At 69.3% G+C, this 23,995-nt stretch carries 17 protein-coding genes, 1 tRNA gene and 4 pseudogenes; 15 read left to right on the forward strand and 7 right to left on the reverse strand.

What is annotated here, in order from left to right; translation table 11 throughout:
* Positions 1–49: 49 nt before the first annotated feature.
* Entirely contained in the window at positions 50–1,312 is a 1,263-nt protein-coding gene (locus ACIBVN_RS44775; RefSeq protein WP_397146390.1) for an MFS transporter, read from the forward strand.
* Here the strand turns inward: ACIBVN_RS44775 and ACIBVN_RS44780 are convergent, their stop codons facing one another.
* Positions 1,313–1,597, reverse strand: a complete 285-nt coding sequence (locus ACIBVN_RS44780) for a PspC domain-containing protein (protein WP_397146391.1) — start codon at positions 1,595–1,597, stop codon at positions 1,313–1,315.
* 91 nt (positions 1,598–1,688) lie between these two features.
* On the opposite strand from ACIBVN_RS44780, the gene ACIBVN_RS44785 reads away from it, so the two are divergent.
* Both ACIBVN_RS44785 and ACIBVN_RS44790 read left to right on the forward strand, forming a co-directional pair.
* Positions 1,689–2,843, forward strand: a complete 1,155-nt coding sequence (locus ACIBVN_RS44785; protein ID WP_397146392.1) for an acyl-CoA dehydrogenase family protein — start codon at positions 1,689–1,691, stop codon at positions 2,841–2,843.
* 49 nt (positions 2,844–2,892) lie between these two features.
* Positions 2,893–2,968 (forward strand) — tRNA-Lys (locus ACIBVN_RS44790).
* Positions 2,969–3,183: 215 nt separating this feature from the next.
* Here the strand turns inward: ACIBVN_RS44790 and ACIBVN_RS44795 are convergent.
* Positions 3,184–3,435 (reverse strand): annotated as a pseudogene (locus tag ACIBVN_RS44795) (site-specific integrase); the annotation flags it as partial.
* A gap of 125 nt (positions 3,436–3,560) precedes the next feature.
* Here ACIBVN_RS44795 and ACIBVN_RS44800 point away from each other — a divergent pair.
* The 3 genes and pseudogenes from ACIBVN_RS44800 to ACIBVN_RS44810 all read left to right on the forward strand — a co-directional run.
* A pseudogene (locus ACIBVN_RS44800) lies at positions 3,561–3,947 on the forward strand (transposase); the annotation flags it as partial.
* Positions 3,948–4,634: 687 nt separating this feature from the next.
* Entirely contained in the window at positions 4,635–4,778 is a 144-nt protein-coding gene (locus ACIBVN_RS44805; RefSeq protein WP_397146393.1) for a hypothetical protein, read from the forward strand.
* A gap of 87 nt (positions 4,779–4,865) precedes the next feature.
* Complete coding sequence (locus ACIBVN_RS44810) at positions 4,866–6,659, forward strand: glycoside hydrolase family 127 protein (protein WP_397146394.1); 1,794 nt, start codon at positions 4,866–4,868, stop codon at positions 6,657–6,659.
* A 188-nt stretch (positions 6,660–6,847) separates the two neighbouring features.
* Here ACIBVN_RS44810 and ACIBVN_RS44815 read toward each other — a convergent pair.
* From ACIBVN_RS44815 to ACIBVN_RS44835, 5 genes and pseudogenes are all read right to left on the reverse strand, one after another.
* A pseudogene (locus tag ACIBVN_RS44815) lies at positions 6,848–8,154 on the reverse strand (IS256 family transposase).
* 39 nt (positions 8,155–8,193) lie between these two features.
* Positions 8,194–9,171, reverse strand: a pseudogene (locus ACIBVN_RS44820) (alpha-L-fucosidase); the annotation flags it as partial.
* A 131-nt stretch (positions 9,172–9,302) separates the two neighbouring features.
* Positions 9,303–10,166 carry a recombinase zinc beta ribbon domain-containing protein gene (locus ACIBVN_RS44825; RefSeq protein WP_397146409.1) on the reverse strand — a complete coding sequence of 288 codons (864 nt, stop codon included), beginning with the start codon at positions 10,164–10,166 and terminating at the stop codon, positions 9,303–9,305.
* 122 nt (positions 10,167–10,288) lie between these two features.
* Positions 10,289–10,441: a hypothetical protein gene (locus tag ACIBVN_RS44830; protein WP_397146395.1), complete on the reverse strand. Its 153-nt coding sequence runs from the start codon at positions 10,439–10,441 to the stop codon at positions 10,289–10,291.
* A gap of 45 nt (positions 10,442–10,486) precedes the next feature.
* Positions 10,487–12,964 carry a beta-glucosidase gene (locus tag ACIBVN_RS44835; protein ID WP_397146396.1) on the reverse strand — a complete coding sequence of 826 codons (2,478 nt, stop codon included), beginning with the start codon at positions 12,962–12,964 and terminating at the stop codon, positions 10,487–10,489.
* Between the two features lie 217 nt (positions 12,965–13,181).
* Between ACIBVN_RS44835 and ACIBVN_RS44840 the strand changes: the two genes are divergently transcribed.
* From ACIBVN_RS44840 to ACIBVN_RS44880, 9 genes are all read left to right on the forward strand, one after another.
* Positions 13,182–14,840, forward strand: a complete 1,659-nt coding sequence (locus ACIBVN_RS44840; protein WP_397146397.1) for a hypothetical protein — start codon at positions 13,182–13,184, stop codon at positions 14,838–14,840.
* On the forward strand, positions 14,837–15,736 hold the full coding sequence (locus tag ACIBVN_RS44845; protein ID WP_397146398.1) for an ABC transporter permease: 900 nt from the start codon (positions 14,837–14,839) through the stop codon (positions 15,734–15,736). The genes ACIBVN_RS44840 and ACIBVN_RS44845 overlap by 4 nt, the downstream gene beginning before the upstream one ends.
* The gene (locus tag ACIBVN_RS44850) at positions 15,733–16,632 is read left to right on the forward strand and encodes a carbohydrate ABC transporter permease (RefSeq protein WP_397146399.1); all 900 of its coding nucleotides are present in this window, start codon (positions 15,733–15,735) and stop codon (positions 16,630–16,632) included. Before ACIBVN_RS44845 ends, ACIBVN_RS44850 begins: the two co-directional genes overlap by 4 nt.
* 90 nt (positions 16,633–16,722) lie before the next feature.
* Positions 16,723–17,715 carry a LacI family DNA-binding transcriptional regulator gene (locus ACIBVN_RS44855; protein ID WP_397146400.1) on the forward strand — a complete coding sequence of 331 codons (993 nt, stop codon included), beginning with the start codon at positions 16,723–16,725 and terminating at the stop codon, positions 17,713–17,715.
* A gap of 10 nt (positions 17,716–17,725) precedes the next feature.
* Positions 17,726–18,088 (forward strand): hypothetical protein, encoded by a 363-nt coding sequence (locus tag ACIBVN_RS44860; RefSeq protein WP_397146401.1) that lies wholly within the window; start codon positions 17,726–17,728, stop codon positions 18,086–18,088.
* The gene (locus ACIBVN_RS44865) at positions 18,088–20,019 is read left to right on the forward strand and encodes a beta-galactosidase (protein ID WP_397146402.1); all 1,932 of its coding nucleotides are present in this window, start codon (positions 18,088–18,090) and stop codon (positions 20,017–20,019) included. The genes ACIBVN_RS44860 and ACIBVN_RS44865 overlap by 1 nt, the downstream gene beginning before the upstream one ends.
* Positions 20,016–21,941 carry a glycoside hydrolase family 36 protein gene (locus ACIBVN_RS44870; RefSeq protein WP_397146403.1) on the forward strand — a complete coding sequence of 642 codons (1,926 nt, stop codon included), beginning with the start codon at positions 20,016–20,018 and terminating at the stop codon, positions 21,939–21,941. Before ACIBVN_RS44865 ends, ACIBVN_RS44870 begins: the two co-directional genes overlap by 4 nt.
* A 14-nt stretch (positions 21,942–21,955) precedes the next feature.
* Positions 21,956–23,386: a glycoside hydrolase family 43 protein gene (locus ACIBVN_RS44875; protein WP_397146404.1), complete on the forward strand. Its 1,431-nt coding sequence runs from the start codon at positions 21,956–21,958 to the stop codon at positions 23,384–23,386.
* Positions 23,387–23,476: 90 nt separating this feature from the next.
* A partial coding sequence (locus tag ACIBVN_RS44880) for a glycoside hydrolase family 5 protein (RefSeq protein WP_397146405.1) occupies positions 23,477–23,995 on the forward strand: 519 nt, incomplete at its 3' end.

Here is a 23,995-nt window from a genome sequence, read left to right on the forward strand (position 1 = left end):
TAACACACCGAGCACCGTAAGTCAGGCACAGCGGAGTCCAATGGGGGCCATGCGGGCGCGACGGCCGCAGGGACGGCATCGCCGTGCCGAGGACCAAGCCACATACCGAGAAGTCATCGCCATCAGGGAGTTCAGGGCGCTCTGGTACGGCCAGGGCCTTTCGCTGCTGGGCGACCAGCTCGCGCAGGTGGCACTCGCCGTACTCGTCTACGAGCGCACGCGCTCCCCGCTGGCCACGGCCGCGGTGTACGCGCTGACGTACCTCCCGTCGATCGTGGGCGGGCCGCTGCTGGCCGGCCTGGCGGACCGGTTCGCGCGCAGGGGCGTCATGCTCACGTGCGACCTGATCAGGGCCGTGCTGGTGGGCGTGATGGCGGTGCCCGGCATGCCGTTCTGGGCCCTGTGCGCGCTGGTGTTCCTGGTGGTGCTGCTCAGCGCGCCGTTCTCGGCCGCGCGCGCCGCGCTGCTGCCCGAAGTGCTCGAAGGCGACCGGTACGTCATCGGCTCGGCCCTCCAGAACATGACGAACCAGGCCGTACAGATGCTCGGTTTCGCGGCCGGCGGAGCGGTCATCGCGACCTTGGGCCCCTACCGGGCGCTCGCTCTGGACGCCGCGACGTTCCTCGGCTCCGCGTTGATCCTGATCTCAGGGGTACGGCGCCGCCCCGCCGCCAACCACGAGGGCACGAAACCGTCCATGTGGACCATGACCATGGCGGGAGCCCGGCTCGTGTTCGGGTCGCGGCAACTGCGGACGCTTGTCCTGTTCGCGTGGTTGTGCGGCTTCTACATCCTGCCTGAGGGCATCGCGGTGCCGTACGCGGCCAAGCTCGCCACGGGCACGCTGCCGGTTCCTGTGATCACCGGGCTGCTGATGGCGGCGATGCCGACCGGAACGGTCGTGGGGGCGTTCCTTTTCAGCAGGTTCGTCGGGCCGGAGCGGCGGATGCGGCTCATGGGGTGGATGGCCATGCTGAGCTGCGCGCCGCTGATCGTGACGGCGCTCCGGCCGCCGCTCGCCGTGGTGCTCGCCGCGTGGGTTCTGTCGGGGATCGGTGGGGCGTACCAGCTCGCGGCCAATGCCGCCTTCGTCCAGAACGTTCCGGCCGAACGGCGCGGCCAGGCGTTCGGCCTCGTGCAGTCGGGCCTGATGGCCGTACAGGGGATCGGGATCTTGGTCGGCGGGTTCGCGGCGGAGAGACTCGGTCCAGAGCCGGTGGTCGCACTGGCCGGGATAACCGGGGTGATCTGCGCGGCCGTGCTCGCCCTGGTCTGGACCGGGTCCCGGGAACGCGTGCCCGCCGCGGCCTGATCACGGCTGCGGCTTGTGCTCGCCGCTCCAGTCCGTTCTGCTGCGGTCCTGCTGCTTGTTGATCAGGTCCTGCACGATCGAGGTGTTGCTGTCCTCGTCGGGCATGAGGAGCCAGCCGATCGCGTACACGCCGACGCCCAGTCCGCCGAAGAGCGTCGCGATCGCCAGCGCGATACGCACCAGGTTGGCGTCGATCCCGACGTACTCGCCGATGCCGGAGCAGACGCCCGCGACAATCCTGCCCTTTTGAGTCCGACGCAGCTTCTTGACGTTGTATTCGCTCATGTCCCCAGACTGCCCGTCCGCCCGGTGTTCGCACATCAGGATTCCCCCTGGTAGAACCCTGGTAGCCCCCTATGTGAGGAAGGGACCCGCGATGGACGACCTGCTTCGCCTGGACGACCGGCTCGACGCCGACCAGCGGCTTATCCGCGACACGGTCAAATCGTTCGTTTCCGACCGCATCCTGCCGTACGTGGGCGACTGGTTCGAGAAGGCTGTCTTCCCGGCGCGCGAGCTCGCGCCCGAGCTCGGCTCGCTCGGCCTGCTGGGGATGCACCTGGAGGGATACGGCTGCGCGGGCACGGACGCGGTGTCGTACGGGGTGGCCTGCCGCGAGCTGGAGGCCGGCGACTCGGGCCTGCGCTCCTTCGTGTCGGTCCAGGGCTCGCTGGCCATGTTCCCCATCTGGCGATATGGCTCGGATGAGCAGAAGGAGGAGTGGCTGCCCCGGATGTCCGCCGGGACGGCGATCGGCTGCTTCGGCCTGACGGAGCCGGACCATGGCTCCGATCCCGCCAACATGCGGACTTATGCCAAGAAAGACGGATCCGACTGGATCCTGAACGGCTCCAAGATGTGGATCACCAACGGCTCCATCGCCGACGTGGCCGTGGTGTGGGCGCAGACCGACGAAGGCATCCGCGGCTTCGTCGTACCGACCTCCACCCCCGGCTTCTCCGCCCCTGAGATCCACAAGAAGCTGTCCCTGAGGGCGTCGGTCACCTCGTCCCTCTACTTCGACGACGTCCGCCTGCCCGCCTCCGCCGCCCTCCCGGGCGTCGTCGGCCTCCGCGGTCCGCTCTCCTGCCTCTCGGAGGCCCGCTTCGGCATCGTCTGGGGCGTCGTGGGCGCCGCCCGCGCCTGCCTGGAGGCGGCGGTGGAGTACGCGAAGACGCGCGTCCAGTTCGACAAGCCGATCGGGGCGTTCCAGCTGACCCAGGAGAAGCTCGCCTGGATGTACGTCGGCGCCGCCCAGGCGGGACTCACCGCCCTCCATCTGGGTGCGCTGAAGGACGCGGGGCAACTGGAGCCGCGGCAGATCAGCTTCGGCAAGCTGGCCAACGTACGCGCCGCCCTGGACATCGCCCGCCAGGCCCGCTCCATCTTGGGCGGGAACGGGATCACGCTGGAGTACCCTGTGATCAGGCACATGAACAACCTGGAGTCGGTGCTAACGTACGAGGGGACGCAGGAGATCCACACGCTGGTGCTGGGGGAGGCGCTGACGGGACTGGCCGCTTACCGGTGATTTAGGCGTCGCGGGCAGGGCGGTAATCTCTGTACCCTTGCTGTTGCGAGGGGCGTTAGCTCAATTGGCAGAGCTGCGGACTTTTAATCCGTAGGTTCCGGGTTCGAGCCCCGGGCGCCCTACCACTTCTCAGCCCTTTGACCAGGGGCTTTACCTCTCCCCCGAAATCCGTAGGGCCATTTGAACCCTTGTGGGAGACCGAGGGGAGACCGCCAGTTTCGGACGCCCCCCGCGGGACGATCGCTGCGAGCGCCTCGGCCATCTCGTGCGCCAGCTCCGGCAGAACCGTCGTGTAGGTGTTCTCGGTGATGTTGGTCGAGCTGTGCCGCAGCATCGTGGAGACCATCTTGGTGTCGCCGCCAGCCGCGTACGCTAGCGTCGCCGCGCAGTGGCGAAGGTCGTGCAATCGGATCGGCGGCACGCCCGCCTTGTACGCCAGGATCGAGAACTGCTCGCTGACCCATGCCGGGTGCAGCTCCGAGCCGTCTTCGTGGGTGAAGATGCGCCCGGTGTTCTGCCACCCCTCGCCCCACTCCAGGCGCTCGGCGTTCTGCCGCGTCCGGTGCTCCTTCAGCACCGCCACGGTTCCCATGTCGAGGGTGATCGAGGAACTTCCCGAGCTGGACCGGCGTCCACGCCATCACCGGTGACGGCCGCAACTCCGCCGCCTCCCAAACCCGCACGGCGCTGACCTTCTTGCCGCCCTCCTGAGCCCGCTTCCCCGGGCTGGCCGACCTCACCGGCGCCCGCGTGCTCGCCGAACTCGGCGACGACCGCACTCGCTTCGCCGACGCCCGCGCGCTGAAGGCCTACGCCGGATCGGCACCCATCACTCGCGCCTCGGGCAAGAGCCTGGTCGTCCACCACCGTAAGGTGAAGAACCAGCGCCTGGCGGCTGCCGGCTACGTCTGGGCCTTCGCTTCCCTGCGAGCGCCCGGCCCCAGAGCCCACTACGATCACCGACGCGCCAAAGGCGACCGACACTCCAGCGCGCTGCGCAACACCTTCAACCGCATGCTCGGCTGCCTGCACCACTGCCTCCAGAAACGGAAGCACTACGACGAACTCACCGCTTTCCCGCATCGTCTGGAGGCCGCGGCTTGACGCCATGGGCAGATCGGATGTCTCTGTAGGTAGCCCCGGGCCGAGTTAGTACTCCAGTTGGAGTTCGCTTCGTGAGCTGCGGTGATACCGGGTGGGGACGAGCGACGGCCGCCGTTGATCATTGTTGTTGTGACGCAACAAGAGAACACGGCGGCCGTCGAGGCCATGGTATCGGTCGAACGGTCGCGCGCAGGGCTGGATGCGCTGCTGGGGCGGTGCGCACCGCACTTCCGCAGGATCGAGTCCCGATCTGCGGGCGAAATCGTTGGTGGAGGCGATGATGGCGCACGCGACGCGCCGGAACTGCTGGACGCTCGCCGAGGCAGCGGGGGAGCCGAACCCGTACCGGTTCCAGCACCTGTTCTCCCGCGCGAGGTGGGATGACGCTGCGGTGCGCGCCGAGGTGCGCTCCGCGGTCTGGGAGGGGCTCTCGACCGGGAACGGCGTGAACGTCCTGGTCGTCGACGACGACAAGGGTGCGACCGAAGAACTTGACGGCGGGCGCCTCGATCGCTACCTTAGCCGATCAACACGCGTAACGCTTCGTTTTAGTTTTTCCACCTCATCAAAGAAAATCGGTGCACCTCCTATCCACAGGATCGGCTCCGGCCAGACAGGGCCGACGCCGAGCCCGCTGACTTCCGTCCACTCGGCCGGTCGCTGCGGGCCGCACCAGCCCCCGCGACTGTGGCGGGCACCGACGTGCCCGCCGAAGACGTCGCAGTCAGCCTGTGCGACCCGGCCCACGACACCCGGCTGCTGCGCCAGTGGACTCCTGAAGGCGCCGCCACACGCGGCATCGAAACCCTGATCAACACGCTCCCCTCGTAAGGCACAAGCAGTGAGAACACCCGTCATGCCCTCGACCGGTACCCTGCAGCCGTTGGGAATGGACGAAGTCCGAATAAACGGCGGCCATTGGAGCAAGCGGCAGACGGTCAACGCCGAAGGAACCATTCAGCACTGCCTGCACTGGCTCGAGGCGCTCGGCTGGACCGCCAACTTCGACCGCGCCGCCGAAGGAAGGAGTTCGAGCGGACCGGCCCCCAATTCTCCGACTCCGAGGTCTATAAGCTCGCCGAGGCCATGGCCTGGGAGATCGGGCGCACCGGAGACGCGGGCCTCGAAGCGCGGTTCGTCAAGTTGACAGCACGCATCAGCGCTGCGCAGCACGAGGACGGCTACCTCAACACCGCCTTCGGCAACCCCGGCCAACCGCCCCGCTACTCGGACCTCGAATGGGGCCACGAGCTGTACTGCTTCGGCCACCTTCTCCAGGCCGCCGTCGCACGGCTGCGCAACCACGGTGAAGACGCGTTCACGGCGATTGCCCGCCGCGCCGCCGACCACGTGTGCAATGTGTTCGGGCCCGGCGGCGACGAACGCTTTTGCGGCCACACCGAAATCGAAGTGGCCCTGGCCGAATTCGGGCGCGCCACCGGCGAAGCCCGCTACCTCGAGCAGGCCCGGCTCTTCATCGAGCGCCACGGCCGGAAGACTCTCCCGGAGAAGGGCGTTTTCTACCAGGACGACGTGCCGGTGCGCGAGGCCGAAGTGCTGCGCGGCCACGCCGTGCGGGCCCTATACCTCGCCTCGGGCGCGATCGACGTAGCCATCGAGGCTGGCGACGCCGACCTCCTCGATGCCGTGCGGGGCCAATGGGACCGCGCCGTCGCCCGCCGAACGCACCTCACCGGCGGCATGGGTTCCCAGTACGCGGACGAGGCATTTGGCCGCGACTTCGCGCTCAACCCCGCCGAGGCCTACTCCGAGTCGTGCGCCGGCGTCGCCGCGGTCATGACCGCATGGCGCCTGCTCCTCGCCACCGGCGACACCCGCCACGGCGACATGATCGAGCGGATCGCCTGGAATGTCCTCTCCGGCGCGGTCGACCCCGACGGGAAGTCGTTCTTCTACGCCAACCCGCTCCACCAGGTCACCGCCGACCCCGAACCGCCGCGCGACGGCGCCCTCCCGCACCTCAGCGCGGGCGGCCGCCGCGGCCACTGGTTCGAAGTCTCCTGCTGCCCGACCAACCTCGCTCGCACCTTCGCCCAGTTCGCCGCCTACATCGCCACCGCCGACGACCGCGGCGTCCAACTCCACCAGTACGCCCCTGCCGCGATCGACACGGTCGTGGCCGGCTCGCGCTTCGCGCTCACCATGACGACCGCCTACCCGGACGACGGGACGGTCATCGTCCGAGTGGAGGCCAACGACGGCGGCGAGCGCACCGTGTCGTTCCGAGTGCCGCACTGGGCCGAAGGCGCCACGGTAACCAGCCCAGACGGCACGGCCCGCCCCGCGGCTGCCGGCGAGCTCGCCGACGTCACCGCCGCATTCGCTCACGGCGACGAGATCCGCCTCGACCTGCCGCTCGCGCCGCGCTGGACCTATCCGGACCCGCGCATCGACGGTTTGCGCGGCTGTGCCGCAGTCGAACGCGGGCCCGAGGTGTGGTGCGTCGAGAGCGTCGACCTCCCCGAAGGAGCCGACCTCGCGGACCTTGCCGTCGACACCACTGCGCCGCTGACAGTGCGCGACGGACGCGTCAAAGTCCGCGGCCGCATCAACGACCGCGCCGCCGAGTGGCCGTACGGGACGGCCGCGCCTCGACCCGAGGGCGAACCCGTCGAGATATCGCTGGTGCCGTTCCGGTCGAGGGACACGAGAGGCGCGGCCGCCATGAGGGTCTGGATGCCCATCAGCTGATCGAGTAGGAAGCCGGTGCGGCCGACACTGCGGGCGCACCCGCCTCTTGTCGATCCGGGCCGGTCCGGACGGAAGTCCAGAGACGAGTGTCTCCGGGTCGTGTTGTAGCCGCGGATCCAGGGTTCGACCTGGAACCGAGCCTCCGAGGATGTCCCGAGGTTCGTGGAACTTGATTGGCGGTCCCGCTGTTAGGCGACGTTCTCGTTGTAGCAGTTCGAGGTCGGTTTCTGGGCTGCGACGTGCCGGTCAAGCGCGGTGCGGAGTTTGGGCAGGTGCAGGAAGCCGTTGACGCGGCGGAACTGCTTGGTGGCCTCGGCCATGCCGGCCGCGCACCAGCGCAGCGCCATCATGCCGTCCTTCCAGTTCTTGACGTTGGCGGCGTGGTCGCGGCAGATCGAGATCATCGACTCGATGGGATTGGTCGAGCGCAGCGAGCGGACCAGGGTCGGCGGCACGTCCAGTCGCAGGACGGTCAGCGTCTCGTCCATCCCCTCCCGCAGCGAGGCGGCCGCACCGGGTACTTCTTGTCCAGCTTGGCGGCCAGGGCGGTGAGCTTGGCCTCGGCGACGAGCGAAGTGTCGGCGTGGTAGGCCTCGCGCATCCGCTTCTCAGCCACCGGGCGCAGTTTCTCGGGAAGCTTGTCCCGGACATTTCTGATCTTGTGGAGCTGGCAGCGCTGAATCACCGGGTGGTCGAACACATCCAGCACCGCCCGCCGCAGCGCCTTGGAGCCGTCCAGCACGACCAGGATGGGGCGCGTGACGTCCAGGCCGCGCTCACGCAGGCCGACGATCAGTTCACGGGCCAGCGTGGCGTTTTCGGTGGAGCCCTCGACCAGCGCGAGGGGGTGTTTGGTGCCGTCGATGCCGATCCCGAGCGCCACGATGCAGGTGTGCCCGCCGAAGTGCACCCCGTCCAGCATCAGCGCGGCCAATTCAAGATGTGACAGGTCAGCCGACATCATCTCTGCCAGGGCGCGCTCGGTGGCGGCGACGAACCGTCGGGAGATCGCTGACTTGGAGGTTCCGGTGGAGGCGTGCTCGACGGTGGCGCCGACCGGTTCCAGGCCCAGCTGGTAGCGGCGGGTGGACAGCTTGCCGAGCATCTTGCCCAGCGCCATCTCATCGAGGATCTCGGTGGAAGAGAACAGCTCATAGGCCGGGATGGCGACCTCGCCGGTGCCGTCGGCGGTGCGAACCCGTGGGCTGCGGATCGGCAACTTGCGGCCGCCCAGCACCACCGATCCGGTGTCGCTGCCGTGGCGGACTGCGGTTCGGTCGGGGTCGTGCTTGCCTCGTGGGCCGCACAGGGAGGTGACGTCTTCTTCGAGTATTGCGAACATCACCGCCAGGCCGGACTGAACAGCCAGCGCGAGCAGGCCGTCCTTCATCGAGGCAGCGATCTGCTCCATCGCCACACTCACACTCGTCGGCACGGTCACCTCTTCGGCGACTTGCCGGGCGCGGCGGCGCTTGTTCTGGTAGGTCTTGCTCACGGTCCCCGTCTCCTTACTCGGAGTGCGGAGCTGGACGTCGGGGATGCGGCCGGAGGCATCGGGTCCGACGTTGAGCAGCAGCCGGCCACCACGGGAGACCACGTCCGCGTAGTGCTTCGCCAGCTCGCGGGGGCTGAGGGTGAGCGATTCGTCCTCCACACGGTTGTAGCCGAAGGAGGATCCGAGTCCGCGGTTATGCTCCCAGCCGGTGCCGGTCTCGTGGTCTGCGTGCATCGAGTACTCACTCGTGCGGTAGTCCCAGACGTCGGCGCCCCATCGGTCGTTCACGATCCCGTCGGGGACCGCATCGCGGTAGTAGGCGATCAGGTCGACGAGCGAGCCGTCTTCCTTGCCTGCCTCGGGCCATTCGATGTCGTTCCAGAGCACGGAGGGCGCGTAGCGGTCGATCAGGTCCCGGACGTGCGCGGTGGCGTAGGCGGCGTAGGCTGCGTCGTTGGGGCGGAATCGCCAGATGTCGTCGACCTCCACGATCGGCGGGTTGTCGGTGATCGACCAGTCGAGGCCGCCGGAGTAGTAGACGCCGAAGCGCATACCCTCCGCACGCACGGCCTCCGCGAGCGGGCCGAGCAGGTCGCGCTTCGGGCCGCGGTCGACGGTGTTGAAGCCTTCGCTGCCGGGGGCGTCCCACAGTGTCACCCCGTCGTGGTGCTTCGTGACGGGCACGACGTAGTGCGCCCCGAGTGCCCGGAACAGCCGCGCCCATGCGGCGGGGTCGTAAGCTTCGGCCTTCCACTGGTCGAGGAAGTCCTCGTAAGGCGCCGACCCGTAGACCTCGGCATGGTGCGCCGCCGCCGGCGACCCTTCGATGCGGATCGTGTTCGCGTACCACTCGGCATAGGAGGAGTGCTTGAACCACCCGCCTTCGGGCTCGGGCTCGCCTGCCACGTGTTCCGGCTCGGCCCAGGCGGGAACCGCGTACGGTCCCCAGTGGATGAAAATGCCCAGGCTCGCCTCCTTCGCCCATCCGGGCAGGCTCTCGCGGTGGGTTCCGGTCATGATCGGCTCTCCCTAACGTGGTATTCAATCCAGTCAGGCCGAATGTGGCCGCTGGCGCCGGCCTTCGGCTTGGAGGCCGCCCCGCGTCGCGCGGGGCGGCCTGCTTCGTCAGTCGGCGATGTCGCCGTAGATCACGCCGCGTGCTGACAGATAGACGCGGCCGAAGATGTGCGGGTCGCCGGTGATAGCGGATCCCGCCCAGGCCCACTGGTGGTCGTCGTCGTTGATGCGCACCCAAGTGGCGCCGCCGTCGGTTGAGCGGAAGATGCCGTCCTGCCCTGCGACCGTGGCCGAGGTGTAGATCGCCGGGTAGCCCCGCGCTTCGCCTCATGCCGTGAACCGCGCGCGGCCTTGCCGAAGCCGACACCGATCGCCAAGTCGATCGCGCTGATGCGCTCCCAGGTCACGCCGCCGTCCGCGGAGCGCCACAAGCCGGTTGCGATCTCCGCTTTGTCGCTGCGCCCGGCGAGCCAGACGTGGCCCTCGCGGCCTGGGACGACTCTGAAGTCGTCGACGCCTTCGGCGGGCAGGCCGGGCGCCCCGGTGTCGGAGAACGTCGCGCCAGCGTCGGTGCTGCGGTAGAACGTGCCGCCGGCGAAGGCGTACAGGACCGACGGGTTGACACGGTCGGACCGGATCCTGGCCCCTGCCGGGAGTCCGTGGACCGGGTTCCAGGTCGCGCCCAGGTCGGTGCTGTAGACCGGGGTGATGTCGGTGTTGTTGGGGGACCACAGGAGTGCGGCTGCGTCGGCGGTGATCGCGACGACGCCGGAGCCGCCGCCCGGGACGCCTGCGAGTCGCGCTGCGGACTTCCAGGTCTTGCCGCGGTCGGTGGAGAGGATGCCGCCTTCGGCCTGGTCAGCGGGGATGCGGTCGGCGGCGCAGGTGACCTTGCCGTAGCGCTGGCGGGAGAAGCACACGTGGTGGCGGTATCGCTTGGTCCAGCCGTGGGCGGCGACGCCGATGTAGGCCTTGCCGCAGTGCTGACAGCGGATGAGTCAGGACAGCAGACAGTCGGACTCGGTGATGACCGTCGCACGGCTAACCCGTCGGCCGTCAGGGTGACGCCGTCTTCGCGTCGCTTCCAGGTGATCGTTTCCATGCACGTGGCTCCCATTCAGGTGAAGAGGAACGTCGCGAGCCGGACATCGCCCAGCAGCGTGATCCGCAGGTCGTGGACGCCCGCCAGGGGTGAGCCCAGGTCGCCTGCGACGCTCACCCAGGCGTACCGGCCCCCGGTCGGCGGGAGCGGGATCTCCGCCAGCAGCACCTCGCCGGCCCAGACCTCCAGCCGCCCCTCGCCCAGGGTGGCGACCTAGGTTTCGACCCGGACCGCGCCCGTCAGATCGCAGGAGCGGAACAGCAGCGTCGCGGGATGGTCGTGGCGTGCGGGCGCGACCGCCTCTCCGGTGGTACGGTCGGCGTCGACCAGGGTGATGCCCGTGTAGTCGTCGAAGTCCGCGGCCGAGGTGCGCCGGCCGACGACAGCGCGGGGCCCGGAGACGGAACCGTCCACGGCGATCGTCGTCCCTAGCACCAGCTCACCGGCGGAGCGGCCCACCAGCACTTCGTAGTCGCCGGGGTCCACGGCGAAATCGCCGGTGGCCACGTCCCAATGAGCCAAGTGCTCGGCTGACAGCCGGAAGATGAGTTCGCGGCTCTCGCCGGGAGACAGCGAGACCTTGCGGAAGTCGGCGAGCCGCAGCCGGGGCGCTTCGTAGCGGGCGTTCAACGCGCGGACGTAGAGCTGCGCCACTTCCGATCCCGGCCTGCTCCCGGTGTTCGTCAGCCTCACCGAGACCTCCTCGGAGGAGACCCGCAGGTCGCTGTAGGCGAACTCGGTGTAGGAGAGCCCGTGGCCGAAGGGATACAGCGGGTCGGCCCGGTGGTACTGGTAGGTCCAGCCCGCCTTGATGATGTCGTAGTCCAGGGGATCGGGAAGCTCGCCTCGGTACCACGTCTGCGGCAGCCGCCCGCCCGGGTCGGCCGCGCCGAGCAGGACGGCGGCCAGCGCCCTGCCGGTCTCCTGCCCGCCGTGGGAGGTCCACACCACGGCGGGCAGGTGCTCATCGGCCCAGTCCGCGGCGTAGGGGTAGCTGCTCATGACCACGAGCGCGGTCTCGGGGCGGACCTCGGCGACCGCGCGCAGCAGAGCCTCCTGCCCCTCGGGCAGCGCGAGGTCCCGGCGGTCCTCGGTCTCGCGGCCGTTGATCAGCGGGTGATTGCCCAGCACCACGACGGCCACGTCGGCGGCAGCGGCGGCGGCGCGGGCCTGGGCCGTACCGTCGTGGAGCAGTTCGCGCTCGTAGCACTCGGCGTCGGCGGTGGATGAGGCGGTGAAGCGGCCGTCGGCCGCGGCGTAGCGGCCGGTGCGGACGTTGCGGAGCAGCACGCCGCCTGGAGCGGGTTCGAGGTGGAAGGTCTCGTTGACGAACCAGCTCTTGATCACCTCCCGGTCGGCGGCCAGGGAGCCGTCCTCCTGGAGGCTGTAGTAGCGGCCGGTGTCGGGATTGCGCAAAGTCAGCATCCCGGCGCCCCAGTCGGTGACATCGGCGACCAGTTCGGCGCCCGAGCGCGAGCGCAGCGCGATCCGGTCGCAGCCCTCCACGCGGACGACCTCGCCGAGCGCCTCCTCCAGTCCGGCGGCGACGCTGATCTGGTACGGCATGGTGCCGCTGTACCAGTCCTCGAACAGGGTGTCTCCCAGGGGCCCGATGACGGCCACGCGAGGGGTGCCGGCCATGGGCAGCAGGCCGTCGTTCTTGAGCAGCACCACCGACTCGGTCGCGGCGCGCAGGGCCAGAGCCCGGTGCTCGGCGCAGTCGATCACCTCGGGACCGATGTCCGCATACGGGTCGAGATCGGGGTCGAACTCCCCGAGCCGGAATCGCAGCGCAAGTTGCCGTCGCACGGCGCGGTCGATGTCGTCCTCGTCGATCAGCCCGCGTTCCAGTGCCTCCCGCAGCCGTCCGATCACCACCTCGCTCTCCTCGCCGTGGTCGGTGAAGCTGTCGATGCCGGCCTTGAGCGCGGCGGCGTGGGATTCGGCGTGGTCGTCGAAGTAGTGCTCCAGCTCGACCAGGTTGGAGGGTGCCTCGGCGTCGCTGACCACGAAGAGGTCCGGGTTCAGGCGCCTCAGCTCGGTCTCGATGAGCGGGCTGACGTGGCAGGGACGGCCGTTGACCAGGTTGTAGGCGGCCATCACGCCGGTGGCCAGGCCCGCGGCCACGATCGGCAGGAATGCCGCCAGGTCGTATTCCCGCAGCACCCGGGGGCGCAGGCCGGAGGAGGTGACGCACCGGTCGTCCTCGTTGTTGTAGGCCAGGAAGTGCTTGAGCACCGGCGCGGCGCGCAGGTAGGACGGGTGGTCGCCGGCCAGTCCCCGGCAGTAGGCAGCACCGAGCCGCGCGGTGTGCACCGGGTCCTCGGAGTAGCCCTCCTCGTTGCGTCCCCAGCGCGGGTCGCGCAGCAGGTTCACCACGGGCGCCCACGCCTGCAGGCTGTTGGCGCCGGAACCGATCGCGGGCGGGCGGTGGCGGTGGAAGGCGCGCAGCTCGACGGAGACGGCCTCGGCGACCAGCCGTACCAGATCCTCATCCCACGTCGCCCCCAGGCCCACTGCCTGCGGGAACACCGTCGCCACACCCAGCCATCCCACGCCGTGCAGGGTTTCGGTGCCGGTGCGGAAGGGGGCCACGCCCAGACGGGGTATGGCGGGCGCGTACTGATGCAGCATCGCGATTCTTTCGTCGAGCGTCAACCGCCCGAGTAGGTCGTCGACGCGCATGCTCATCGGCAGCATCGGATCGTTGAAAGGAAAGGTATCGCTCACAGGGAAAGCTCACAGGCAGGGAGGTAAAAGAGATCGAAGCGCATCGACGCTGACACATCCGCGAAACGATGTCAACGCTAACAGGATGGAAAGTTTCTCTTAACGCTTGCCCTTGCGTCTTCCGAAACAGGTCATTAGTCTCGCGGCAACATTGAAGCGCTTCGAAGGGCAACCCCCCATGTTGAACCGCAGAGGCTTCCTCGGCGCAGCCGCGATGACCCCCCTGCTCGTCGCCTGCAGCAGCAACACTCCCCAGTCGGCGCAGAAGGTCGGCGCAAACTCCAAGGCCGGGCTCAAGGCGGCGCTCCCGTCCTACGTGCCGAGCGCCGCCGTCAAGCCGGACATCGCCTCCGTCGCCGGCTCGGGCGGGGCCATGACCGATCCGGGCTTCCTGAGCTACCCGGCCAACCCGGTCGCCACCGTCACCGGCGTGCCGGGCAAGGGCGGCAGCTACACCGCGATCACCCCGCTCTGGGGCACGGTTCCGCCCGCGAACAACTCCTTCTACCAGGCCATGAACAAGGCCCTGGGCGCCACCCTCACCATGAAGCCGGCGGACGGCGCCAACTACGACACCATCGTCACGCCGATGGCGGCGGCCAAGAAGCTGCCCGACTGGATCCAGCTGCCGAGCTGGTGGAACGCCAAGTTCGGTACCGACCGGCTGGTCGGCACCCAGCTCGCCGACCTCACCCCCTACCTGGCGGGCGACAAGGTCAAGAAGTATCCCAACCTCGCCGCCATCCCCACCGGCGCCTGGCAGGCCGGCGTGTGGGGCGACAAGCTCTACGGCATCCCCGGCTCGGCCTACAACTTCTCCGTCGCCGGCGCCATCTTCTACCGGCGCGACATCCTGGAGGCCAAGGGCATCACCGCAGACCAGGTCAAATCCGTGGCCGACTACCTGAGCCTGGGCAAGGAGCTGACCGACGCCAAGCGCGGCGTGTGGGCCTTCGGCGACGTCTGGACCTACCTCGCCTTCTCCTGGGACCTGCCGCCCAACTGGAAGGTCGAGGGCGGCAAGCTGCTGCACAAGTACGAGCTGCCGCAGCTGCTGGAGGCGCTCGAATGGCACTACCAGCTGGCCAAGTCGGGCTACGTGCACCCGGACGCCCTGGCCGGCCAGAACGCCAACAGCAACGCCCGCTTCTACTCGGGCAAGGAGCTGATCCAGGGCGGCGGCACCGGCGCTTGGAACCTGGGCGACTACCAGTCGGGGGTCGCGGCCGAGAAGAACTACCGGCGCGGCGCGTTCAACTACATCTCCCACGACGGTCAGAGCCCCGCGCGGATGTTCCTGGGCCCCACGACCAGCATCGTGAGCTATCTCAACATCAAGCTGAAGCCGGAGCAGATCGAGGAATGCCTGGCGATCGCCAACTACCTGGCGGCGCCGTACGGCTCGGCGGAGTACGAGCTGATCACCTTCGGGGTGGAGGGCGTCCACTACACGATGAAGAACGGGGTGCCGGCGGCCACGGAGGACGGCAAGAAGTTCGTCCAGGCGGCGACCTTCCCCTTCCTCGCCGGACCCACCGGGGTGATCAGCAACCTCGGAGCCGACCAGGTCACCAAGGACTACGCCGCCTGGCAGGCCGCCAATGTCAACGCCCTCTACAAGCCGGCGTTCTGGAGCATGAACATCAGCATGCCGCAGCAGATCTCCCTGCTGAACACCTCGCAGGCCATCGACGACGCCATCGTCAGCTGCGTCCGCGGCAAGAAGACGGTCGCCGAGGTCAAGTCGGCCATCGACTCCTGGAAGAAGAGCGGACTCGACCGGCTCAAGGGGTGGATGACCGAGAACGTGCTCAACAAGTACGGCACGGGCCAGTGAAAGAAAGGCTTCTCCGCGACCGATCACTGCTGATCATGGTCGTGCCCGCGGTCGTCCTGCTTCTGATCTTCAACTACGTCCCGATGGTCGGCGTCATCACCGCCTTCCAGTACTACGACCCGCTGATCGGGATCTGGGGCAGCGACTGGGCCGGCCTCGACCAGTTCCAGCAGCTCTTCGCCGACTCGCGCTTCTGGGACGCGCTGGCGAACACGCTCTACCTGAGCTTCGTCCAGCTCATCCTGTTCTTCCCGATCCCGATCGCGCTGGCGATGCTGCTCAACTCGGTGCTCAGCGAGCGGGTGCGCAACTTCATCCAGTCCGTGGTCTACCTGCCGCACTTCTTCTCGTGGGTGCTGGTCATCACGATCTTCCAGCAGATGCTGGGCGGAGCGGGCGCGCTCAACCAGTTCCTGCGCTCGCACAACCTCGGTACCTGGGACGTGATGACCAATCCGGACACCTTCGCGCTCCTGGTCACCTTCCAGGGCGTGTGGAAGGAGGCGGGCTGGGGGATCATCGTCTTCCTGGCCGCGCTGGCCGCCATCAACCCCGGCCTGTACGAGGCGGCGGCCGCCGACGGCGCCGGACCCTTCCGGCGGATGTGGCACATCACCCTGCCGGGCCTGCGCGGGGTGATCGTGCTCATGCTGGTGCTCCGCCTGGGCGGAGCGCTGTCCGTCGGCTTCGAGCAGTTCCTCATCCAGCGTGAGGCGGTCGGCCACGACGCCGCCGAGGTGCTCGACACCTACGCCTTCTACTACGGCATCGCCACGACGAACTACAGCTTCGGCGCGGCGGCGGGGCTCTTCAAGAGCGTGATCTCGCTCCTGCTCATCTGGGGCGCCAACAAGCTGGCGCACTCCTTCGGCGAGGACGGGTTGTACCGGAAATGACGCAACGACCAAGTTGGCAGGAGCCACCGACCCTGGCCGGCCAGTCGGCCAAGGGCCTCACCCTCGGCGGGGTGCTGCTCATGGTGCTGGTCCCGCTCTGGATCGTCGTGCTGACCAGCCTGTCGACCAAGGGCGCCATCAACCGGGCCGGCGGCCTGGTGATCTGGCCCGACGGGATCACCTTCGAGGCCTACGAGGAGATGCTGACCGACTCCACTGTCCGCACCGCCCTGCTGGTGAGCTTCGGCATCACTATTGTCGGCACGGCGATCTCGATGGTGGTCTCGATCCTGTGCGCCTACGGCCTGTCGCGGTCGGACTCGTTCGGGCACCGGTTCATCCTGGTCCTGCTGATCATCACGATGTTCGTCAGCGGCGGCCTCATCCCGACCTTCCTGGTGGTGACCGGGCTGGGCGGGTATGGCCAATGGTGGGCGCTGATCCTGCCTGGCGCGGTCTCGGTCTTCAACATCCTGATCCTGCGTTCCTTCTACTCCAGCACCGCGGCCGAGCTGATCGACGCGGCCCGGATCGACGGCGGCAGCGAGTGGCGGATCCTCTGGTCGATCGTCCTTCCCACCTCGCGGGCGGTGACCGCGGTGATCGCGCTGTTCTACGCGGTCGGCTACTGGAACTCCTTCTTCAACGTCATGCTCTACATGCCGACGGAGAGCGAGAAGTGGCCGCTGCAGTACGTGCTGCTGACCTACGTCAACCGCGGCGTCGGCATGCCCGGCTCGGTCAACTCCGGCTTCGGCATGGAGCACGCGCAGACCGCCCCGCTTTCGCTGCAGATGGCCGTGGTGGTCCTGACTCTGGTGCCCCTCGTGATCGTCTACCCGTTCGTCCAGAAACACTTCCGCACCGGCGTCCTGACCGGCGCCATCAAGGGCTGAGGCATGGCGACCGAGCGCAGCGAGGGCGCCCAATCAGCACAGCGACCTGGTCGCCGGCCCGACGGAGGAGGGCTGGCGACCATCGCAGACGTGGCGAAGGCCGCGGGCGTCTCCCCGAGCACGGTCAGCTACACGCTCAGCCGCAAGCGCCCCGTATCCGCCGAGACCCGGCGGCGGGTCGAGCAGGCGGTGGTCGCGCTCGGCTATCACCCCAACGCGGGCGCCCGCGCCCTGGCCGGCAGGCGATCGCACATCCTCGCGCTGGCCGTGCCGCTCCGCACCGACGTGTACGTGCCGGTCATGATGGACATCGCCACCTCCGTCGCCGTGGCCGCCCGCAAGCGGGGCTACGACGTCCTGCTGATCACCAACGACGAGGGCCCCGACGGAATCCGCCGGCTGGCCGCGAGCGGCCTGGCCGAGGGCGTCATCCTCATGGACGTCGAACTCGACGACAGGCGCATCCCGACACTGGGAGATCTCCAGGCGGCCCTGATCGGCATGCCTCGCGATCCCCGCGGGCTGTCCTGCGTCGACAACGACTTCCAGGCCGCGGGCGCGCTCTGCGCGGATCACCTGGCCGACCTGGGGCACCGGGAGATCGCCTTCATCGGCTACGCCCCCGGCACCTACCAGCGCCACGCCGGATACGCCGAGCGCACCCTCGCGGGCTTCGCCGCGCGGGCGAAGGAGCGCGGTCTGCGTTTCCTGCACCGCCCGTGCGAGGGAACCTATGAGGGTACGGCGGGCGCGCTCGGCCGCATCCTGTCCGACAGACCCGACACCACCGGCTTCGTCGTGCAGAACGAAGGAGCCATCGGCCCGCTGCTCAGCCTCCTGCGCACCAGCGGACGGACGGTCCCCGAGGACGCCTCGGTGATCGCCCTGTGCCCCGAGCGCGTGGCCGAACAGTACACCCCGGCCCTCACCGCGGTCACCGGCTCGGCGATGGAGCTCGGCCGTATCGCGGTCGAGCAGGTCGTTTCCCGGATCTCCGCATCCGCGCGCGGCGAGCAGCCCGCCAACGAACTCGTGCTGCTCACCCCCACCCTGACCATCCGTGAGAGCACCGGCCCCATCTAGGAGCACCTCCATGTACTTTCGCGACCTCGGCGACGCACTGGAATGGCGCGCCAAGGGCGAGACCTTGCGCGTCGAGCCGTGGGGCCCGGACGCCGTCCGGGTCCGGGCCACGCCAGGCGGGCCCCTGCTCGACGACCTGCCGGGAGCGCTGCTCGACGCGCCGCCTCCAGGGGCCCTGCTGGGCCCCGACCTCCTCGTCGCCCCGGTTACCGAGGCCGGAGCCCGCGCGCGAGCCGTACACCTGCCCGCCGGAGCCCGCTGGACCGGCGCGTGGACCGGCGAGGAGCATCCCGGCGGTCAGACGATCACCGTCGCCGCGCCGCTGGAGCGCATCCCGCTTCTCCTGCGCGACGACGCTCACCTGGAGGTGTGATGTTGTTCTTCGGCGGCGACTATAACCCCGAGCAGTGGAACGAGGCCGTCTGGAAGGAAGACGACGCGCTGATGCGTCGGGCTCACGTCAACCTGGCGACCGTCGGCGTCTTCTCCTGGGCGCTGCTGGAGCCGGAGGAGGGCCGCTACGATTTCGCCTGGCTGGATGCCCACCTCGACCGGCTGCACGCCAACGGCGTCGCGGTGGACCTGGCCACCCCCACCGCCTCCCCACCACCGTGGTTCACCCTGGCCCACCCGGACGCTCTCCCGGTCGGGCCGGACGGCACCCAGCTCGTCCACGGCAGCCGCGACACCTACTGCCTGGCCGCCCCCGCCTACCGCACCGCCGCACGGAACATCGCCACAGCTCTGGCCGAGAGGTACGGCGCGCATCCGGGCGTCGCGATGTGGCACGTGCACAACGAGTACACGACGCTCTGCTGGTGTGATCACACCGCGGCCGCGTTCCGGGAGTGGCTCCAGCAGCGCCACGGCTCGCTGGAGGCGCTCAACGAGGCCTGGGGCACGGAGTTCTGGAGCCAGCGTTACGGCGCATGGGAGCAGGTGCTGCCGCCGCGGGCCACCCAATGGCACAAGAACCCGGGCCAGCACCTGGACTTCCGGCGCTTCTGGTCGGACACGGTCTTGGCCGCGTACCGGGAGCAGCGCGACGCCATCCGCGCGCACAGCGACCGGCCGGTGACCACCAACATGATGCTTCCCGCCTACCAGAACGTGGACCTGTGGGCCCTGGGCCGGGAGGTCGATCTGGTCACCATCGACCACTACCCGGACGCGCCCGGCCTGGACGCCGCCGCCGACACCGCCTTCGCCGCCGACCGCGCCCGCTCGTTCGCCGGCGGACGCCCCTGGCTGCTGATGGAACAGGGCACGAACACCGTCTACTCCGGCGGCCGGGTCCTGGGCAAAGAGCCCGGGGAGATCCTGCGCCACACCCTCGGCCACATCGCCCGCGGTTCGGAGGGCGCCCTGTTCTTCCAATGGCGGCAGTCCCGGGCCGGATCCGAGACCTGGCACTCGGCGATGATCCCGCACGCGGGTGCCGACAGCCGGATCTTCCGCGAAATCCAGCAGGCCGGCGAGATCGTCGCGCGACTGGGTGAGGTCGCGGGTTCGACGGTCACCGCGAAGGTGGCCGTGCTGCACGACGCGGACGCCTGGTGGGCCATGGAGGTCGACGGCCTGCCCTCGAAGGACCTCGACTACCACGATGCGCTCCGCCGGGCCCATCGCGCGCTGTGGGATGCCGGGATCACGGCCGACTTCGCCCACCCCGAGCACGACCTGAGCCACTACCGGTTCGTGGTGGCTCCGTCCCTGTTCCTGCTCTCCGACGCCGGGGCGGAGAACCTGCGCGACTACGTCGCCGGCGGTGGGAGGCTGCTCGTCCAGTACTACAGCGGCGTCGTCGACGACCGCCTCCACGCCCGGCTCGGCGGCTACCCGGCGCTGCCGCTGCGCGAAGCGCTCGGCATCCGCGTCGAGGAACACCGGCCGCTCCGCCGGGACGAGGTGATCGCCCTGTCAGACGGCACGCGGGCCACGGTCTGGAGCGAGTCCCTGCGCGCCGACGGTGAAGCGCTCGTCACCTACACCCACGGCATGCTCGCCGGGAAACCCGCGCTCACCTGGCACCGCTTCGGCGCTGGGGAGGGCTGGTATCTCTCCACGCGGCTCGACGATTCCGGTTACGCCGCCCTGATCACCCAGATCGTCGGCTCCGAGACGCCCGGCCTCGAATCAGTCACACGGCACGCCCAGGACGGCACGCGGTGGCAGTTCTTCCTCAACCACGACGTCGATCCCGTGAGCCTGCCCGAGCCCGGCCTCGACCTGCTGACGGGAGCCCACGTGTCCGAGCTGCCGGCGGGCGGCTGTGCCGTACTGCGTAAAAGGAGAACACCGTGATCGACGCCCTGCGACTCGAGCTGCTCGAGTCGGGACTGCCTCTCGTCGAGGTGACCGCGACCGGGCACGGCCACCACTGGTCGAGCCATCGGCTCATCGACACCAGCATCGGCGCGCGGATGCTCCGCCGGCGGCAGCACGTCACCGACGACGAGCTCACCGTCGAGCTCCACGACCCGGAGACCGGTCTCACCGCAGAGGTGCGGCACCGGTCGCCGGACGGCCTGCCCGTGCTCCGTAGCGAGGTGCTTCTCCGCAACGAAGGCGAGCACCCGCTGATCCTGGAGTCGGTCACCTCGCTCGTGGCCGGCGGCTTCCCGGCAGGCAGCGCGGACCTGATGTGGGCCGAGAACGACTGGCTGGCCGAATACCGGTGGCGGCGCAGCCCGCTGCGGCTCACCTCCCCCCAGCTCAGCGACCGGGTCAGGTACGGCAACGGCAAGGACTGCTTCACCCTGGCCGGGCAGGGCGTCTGGTCGAGCTGCGGCCACCTGCCGATGGGAGGCCTGTACGACCGCGAGAGCGGCCGAACGTGGCTGTGGCAGATCGAGCACAACGGCGGCGGCTGGCGCTGGGAGTGCGGCGAGCGCGAAGGCACGGCCTACGTGGCGCTGTCCGGACCCAGCGACGGCCGGCACGGCTGGCGTCATCGCCTCAACCCCGGCGAGACCTTCCGCACCGTGCCCGTCGCGCTCGCGGTGGGCGAGCACGACGAGGCGTTCGCCGTGCTGACCCGCTACCGCCGTACCATCCGCCGCCCGCACCACGACCACGAGCGGCTGCCGGTCATCTTCAACGACTACATGAACTGCCTGATGGGCGACCCGACCACGGACAAGCTGCTTCCCCTGATCGACGCGGCAGCGGAGGCCGGGGCGGAGTACTTCGTCATCGACGCGGGCTGGTACGCCGACCTCGACGCGAGCTGGTGGGACACCGTCGGCGCCTGGGAGCCGTCCGCCTCGCGCTTTCCCGGAGGCATCGGCGAAGTCCTGGACCGGATCCGGGAGCGCGGCATGATCCCCGGCCTGTGGCTGGAACCGGAAGTGATCGGCGTGCACAGCCCCCTGGCCACCTCCCTGCCCGACGAGGCGTTCTTCCGCCGCGACGGCATCCGCGTCGTCGAGAACCACCGCCACCACCTGGACCTGCGCCACCCGGCCGCCCGCGCCCACCTCGACGGGGTCGTCGACCGCCTCGCCGGACAGTGGGGCGTCGGCTACCTCAAGCTGGATCACAACATCGATCCCGGCTCCGGCACGAGCAGCCACCCCGGCGAGGCTCCCGCGGCCGGGCTGCTCGGTCACAACCGTGCCCACCTCGACTGGCTCGACGGCGTCCTGGACCGGTACCCGCACCTGGTGATCGAGAACTGCGCCTCGGGAGGCATGCGCTCCGACTACGGCCTGCTCTCCCGCTTGCAGCTGCAGTCGACCAGCGACCAGCAGAACCTCCGGCTCTACGCGCCCATCGCCGCCTCCGCTCCCACCGCGGTCCCGCCCGAGCAGGGAGCGGTCTGGGCCTACCCGCAGCCGGAGGACTCCCCGGACGAGGTGGCCTTCACCATGGTCAGCGCGCTCCTCGGGCGGATCCACCTCTCAGGTCCGCTTCCGGAGCTCGATTCAGGTGCCCGCGCCCTCGTCCACGAGGCCGTGGCGGTCTACAAGCACATCCGGGCCGATCTGCCGCGGGCCGTGCCCTCGTGGCCGCTCGGCCTCCCTGCCTGGGATGACCCGTGGATCGCGCTGTCCCTGCGCGCCCCGGCGGCCACCTATCTCGCCCTCTGGCGGCGGGGCGGCGAAGAAACGATCCACGTGCCCCGCGCGGAGCTGCTCTATCCCGCCGACAGCAAGGCCCGCCTGACAGAGCACACCTTGACCCTGCCCACCGCCCCATCAGCGGTGCTGCTCCGTCTCCGATGAAAGGACCCCGAGGGGTGTCACACCATCCCATCGTCCCCGGCTTCCACCCCGACCCCAGCATCTGCCGGGTCGGCGATGACTACTACCTCGCCTGCTCCAGCTTCGAGTACTTCCCGGGCATACCGATCTTCCACAGCCGCGATCTCGTGCGGTGGACTCAGCTCGGCAACGCCTTGGAGCGGCCGAGCCAGCTACCCCTCACCACGGAAACCCCCTCATCGGGCGGGGTCTACGCGCCCACGCTCCGCCACCACGACGGCCGGTTCTGGCTGATCGTCACCGTCGTGGCCGCAGGCGGCAACGTGCTGTTCACCGCCACCGACCCGGCCGGGCCCTGGTCCGACCCGATCCCGCTGCCCGGCGTCCACGGCATCGACCCCGACCTGGCCTGGGACGACGACGGTACCTGCTGGGTCACGACTGCCGGAGGCGCGCAGGTGCGCCTGGAACCGCGGACGGGACAGACTCTCGGCGAGCCGCACCAGGTCTGGTCGGGAACGCGGGGGGCGCTCGCGCCGGAAGCGCCGCACCTCTACAAGATCGGCGATCATTGGTACCTCATGATCGCCGAGGGCGGCACCGAACGGGGTCACGCCGTCTCGATCGCCCGCGGGCCCGCGCCCGACGGGCCGTTCGAGCCGTGCCCGGCCAACCCGATCCTGACCCACCGCGGCACCCTCCACCCCGTCCAGAACACCGGCCACGCCGATCTCGTCCAGGCCCCTGACGGGGCCTGGTGGATGGTCTTTCTCGGGGTACGGCCCGGCGGGGGCACCCCCGGCTGGCACGTCCTGGGCCGCGAGACCTTCCTCGCCCCGGTGAGCTGGGAGGGCGGCTGGCCGGTCGTCGGCGAGATCGTCTCCGGTACTCCGGCGGGACCGTTCATGGACGACTTCGACCTGCCCAGGTTCGACACCTCATGGATCTCGGTGCGCAGCCGCCAAGCCACCACGAAGGAGCGCGCCGGATGGCTCACCCTCCACGCTCGCGGCGCCTCGCTGGACGAGCGGGACGTGACCTTCCTCGGCCGCCGCGCTCAGCACCTGAGGTGGCACGCCCGCACTTTGATCGACCCCTCGCAGGGGCGCGGCGGGCTGGCGGTCCGGCTGGACGAGGACCACCACTACGAGATCGAAGCGGGCGAGGGCCGGGTCCGGGTGATCGCGCGCATCGGGTCGGTGCGGACCGTGGTGGCTGAGCAGGAGGTTTCGGCGGGTCCGATGGTGCTCTCCGTCCAGACCGGCGAGCCGCGGCGGCCGGGTGATCCGTGCTCCGGGCCCGACACGCTGGCGTTCGGTATCGAGGGTTTGCCCGCGCTCGCCACGCTTGACGGCCGCTACCTGTCCACCGAGGTGGCGGGCGGCTTCACCGGCCGGGTGGTCGGCATGTACGCCGCGACCGGCACCGTCCACTTCGACTGGTTCGACTACGAGGTCACGCCATGAACTGCCGGCGCCGGCCTCCTGCCTGATCCTCATCCACCGCATCCACCCCACGGCGCAGCAGGCGCGGTGGCGACTCATGGAAGGGAAGAAATGAGGAAACCCCCCCTCTCACGCGCGGCGAGCCTCCTCATCGCACTGATCACCGTAGTGGGGCTGGTCAGCAGCCCCACCGCGGCCTCGGCCGACAAGGGCGTCCGCAGCGCGATGGACGTCGTGGCGGCGATGCAGCCCGGCTGGAACCTGGGCAACACGCTGGACGCGTTCCCCGACGAGACCTCATGGGGCAACCCGCCGGCCACCAAGGCTCTGTTCGAAACCGTCCGTGCCCAGGGCTTCCGTAGCGTCCGCATCCCCGTCACCTGGACCGACCACCAGTCCGCCACCGCGCCGTACACTATCGACGCGAAGTGGATGAACCGGGTCAAGGAGGTCGTCGACCTGGCGCTCGCCTCCGACCTCTACGTCCTGATCAACGTCCACCACGACTCGTGGCAGTGGATCTCCAAGATGGCCACCAACCGCGACGAGGTGGTGGCCCGCTTCAACGCCTCGTGGACCCAGATCGCCGGAGCGTTCCGTGACGCGCCGAGCAAGGTGCTCTTCGAGAGC

It is taken from the genome of Nonomuraea sp. NPDC049400 (genome assembly GCF_044466425.1).
Taxonomy (GTDB): domain Bacteria; phylum Actinomycetota; class Actinomycetes; order Streptosporangiales; family Streptosporangiaceae; genus Nonomuraea.

Bases quoted from the DNA above. Each gene is read 5' to 3' on its own strand.
- ACIBVN_RS44775 (WP_397146390.1), top strand. From the start codon at position 50: ATGCGGGCGCGACGGCCGCAGGGACGGCATCGCCGTGCCGAGGACCAA.
- ACIBVN_RS44780 (WP_397146391.1), bottom strand. From the start codon at position 1,597: ATGAGCGAATACAACGTCAAGAAGCTGCGTCGGACTCAAAAGGGCAGG.
- ACIBVN_RS44785 (WP_397146392.1), top strand. From the start codon at position 1,689: ATGGACGACCTGCTTCGCCTGGACGACCGGCTCGACGCCGACCAGCGG.
- ACIBVN_RS44835 (WP_397146396.1), bottom strand. From the start codon at position 12,964: ATGAGCATGCGCGTCGACGACCTACTCGGGCGGTTGACGCTCGACGAA.
- ACIBVN_RS44840 (WP_397146397.1), top strand. From the start codon at position 13,182: ATGTTGAACCGCAGAGGCTTCCTCGGCGCAGCCGCGATGACCCCCCTG.
- ACIBVN_RS44850 (WP_397146399.1), top strand. From the start codon at position 15,733: ATGACGCAACGACCAAGTTGGCAGGAGCCACCGACCCTGGCCGGCCAG.
- ACIBVN_RS44860 (WP_397146401.1), top strand. From the start codon at position 17,726: ATGTACTTTCGCGACCTCGGCGACGCACTGGAATGGCGCGCCAAGGGC.
- ACIBVN_RS44865 (WP_397146402.1), top strand. From the start codon at position 18,088: ATGTTGTTCTTCGGCGGCGACTATAACCCCGAGCAGTGGAACGAGGCC.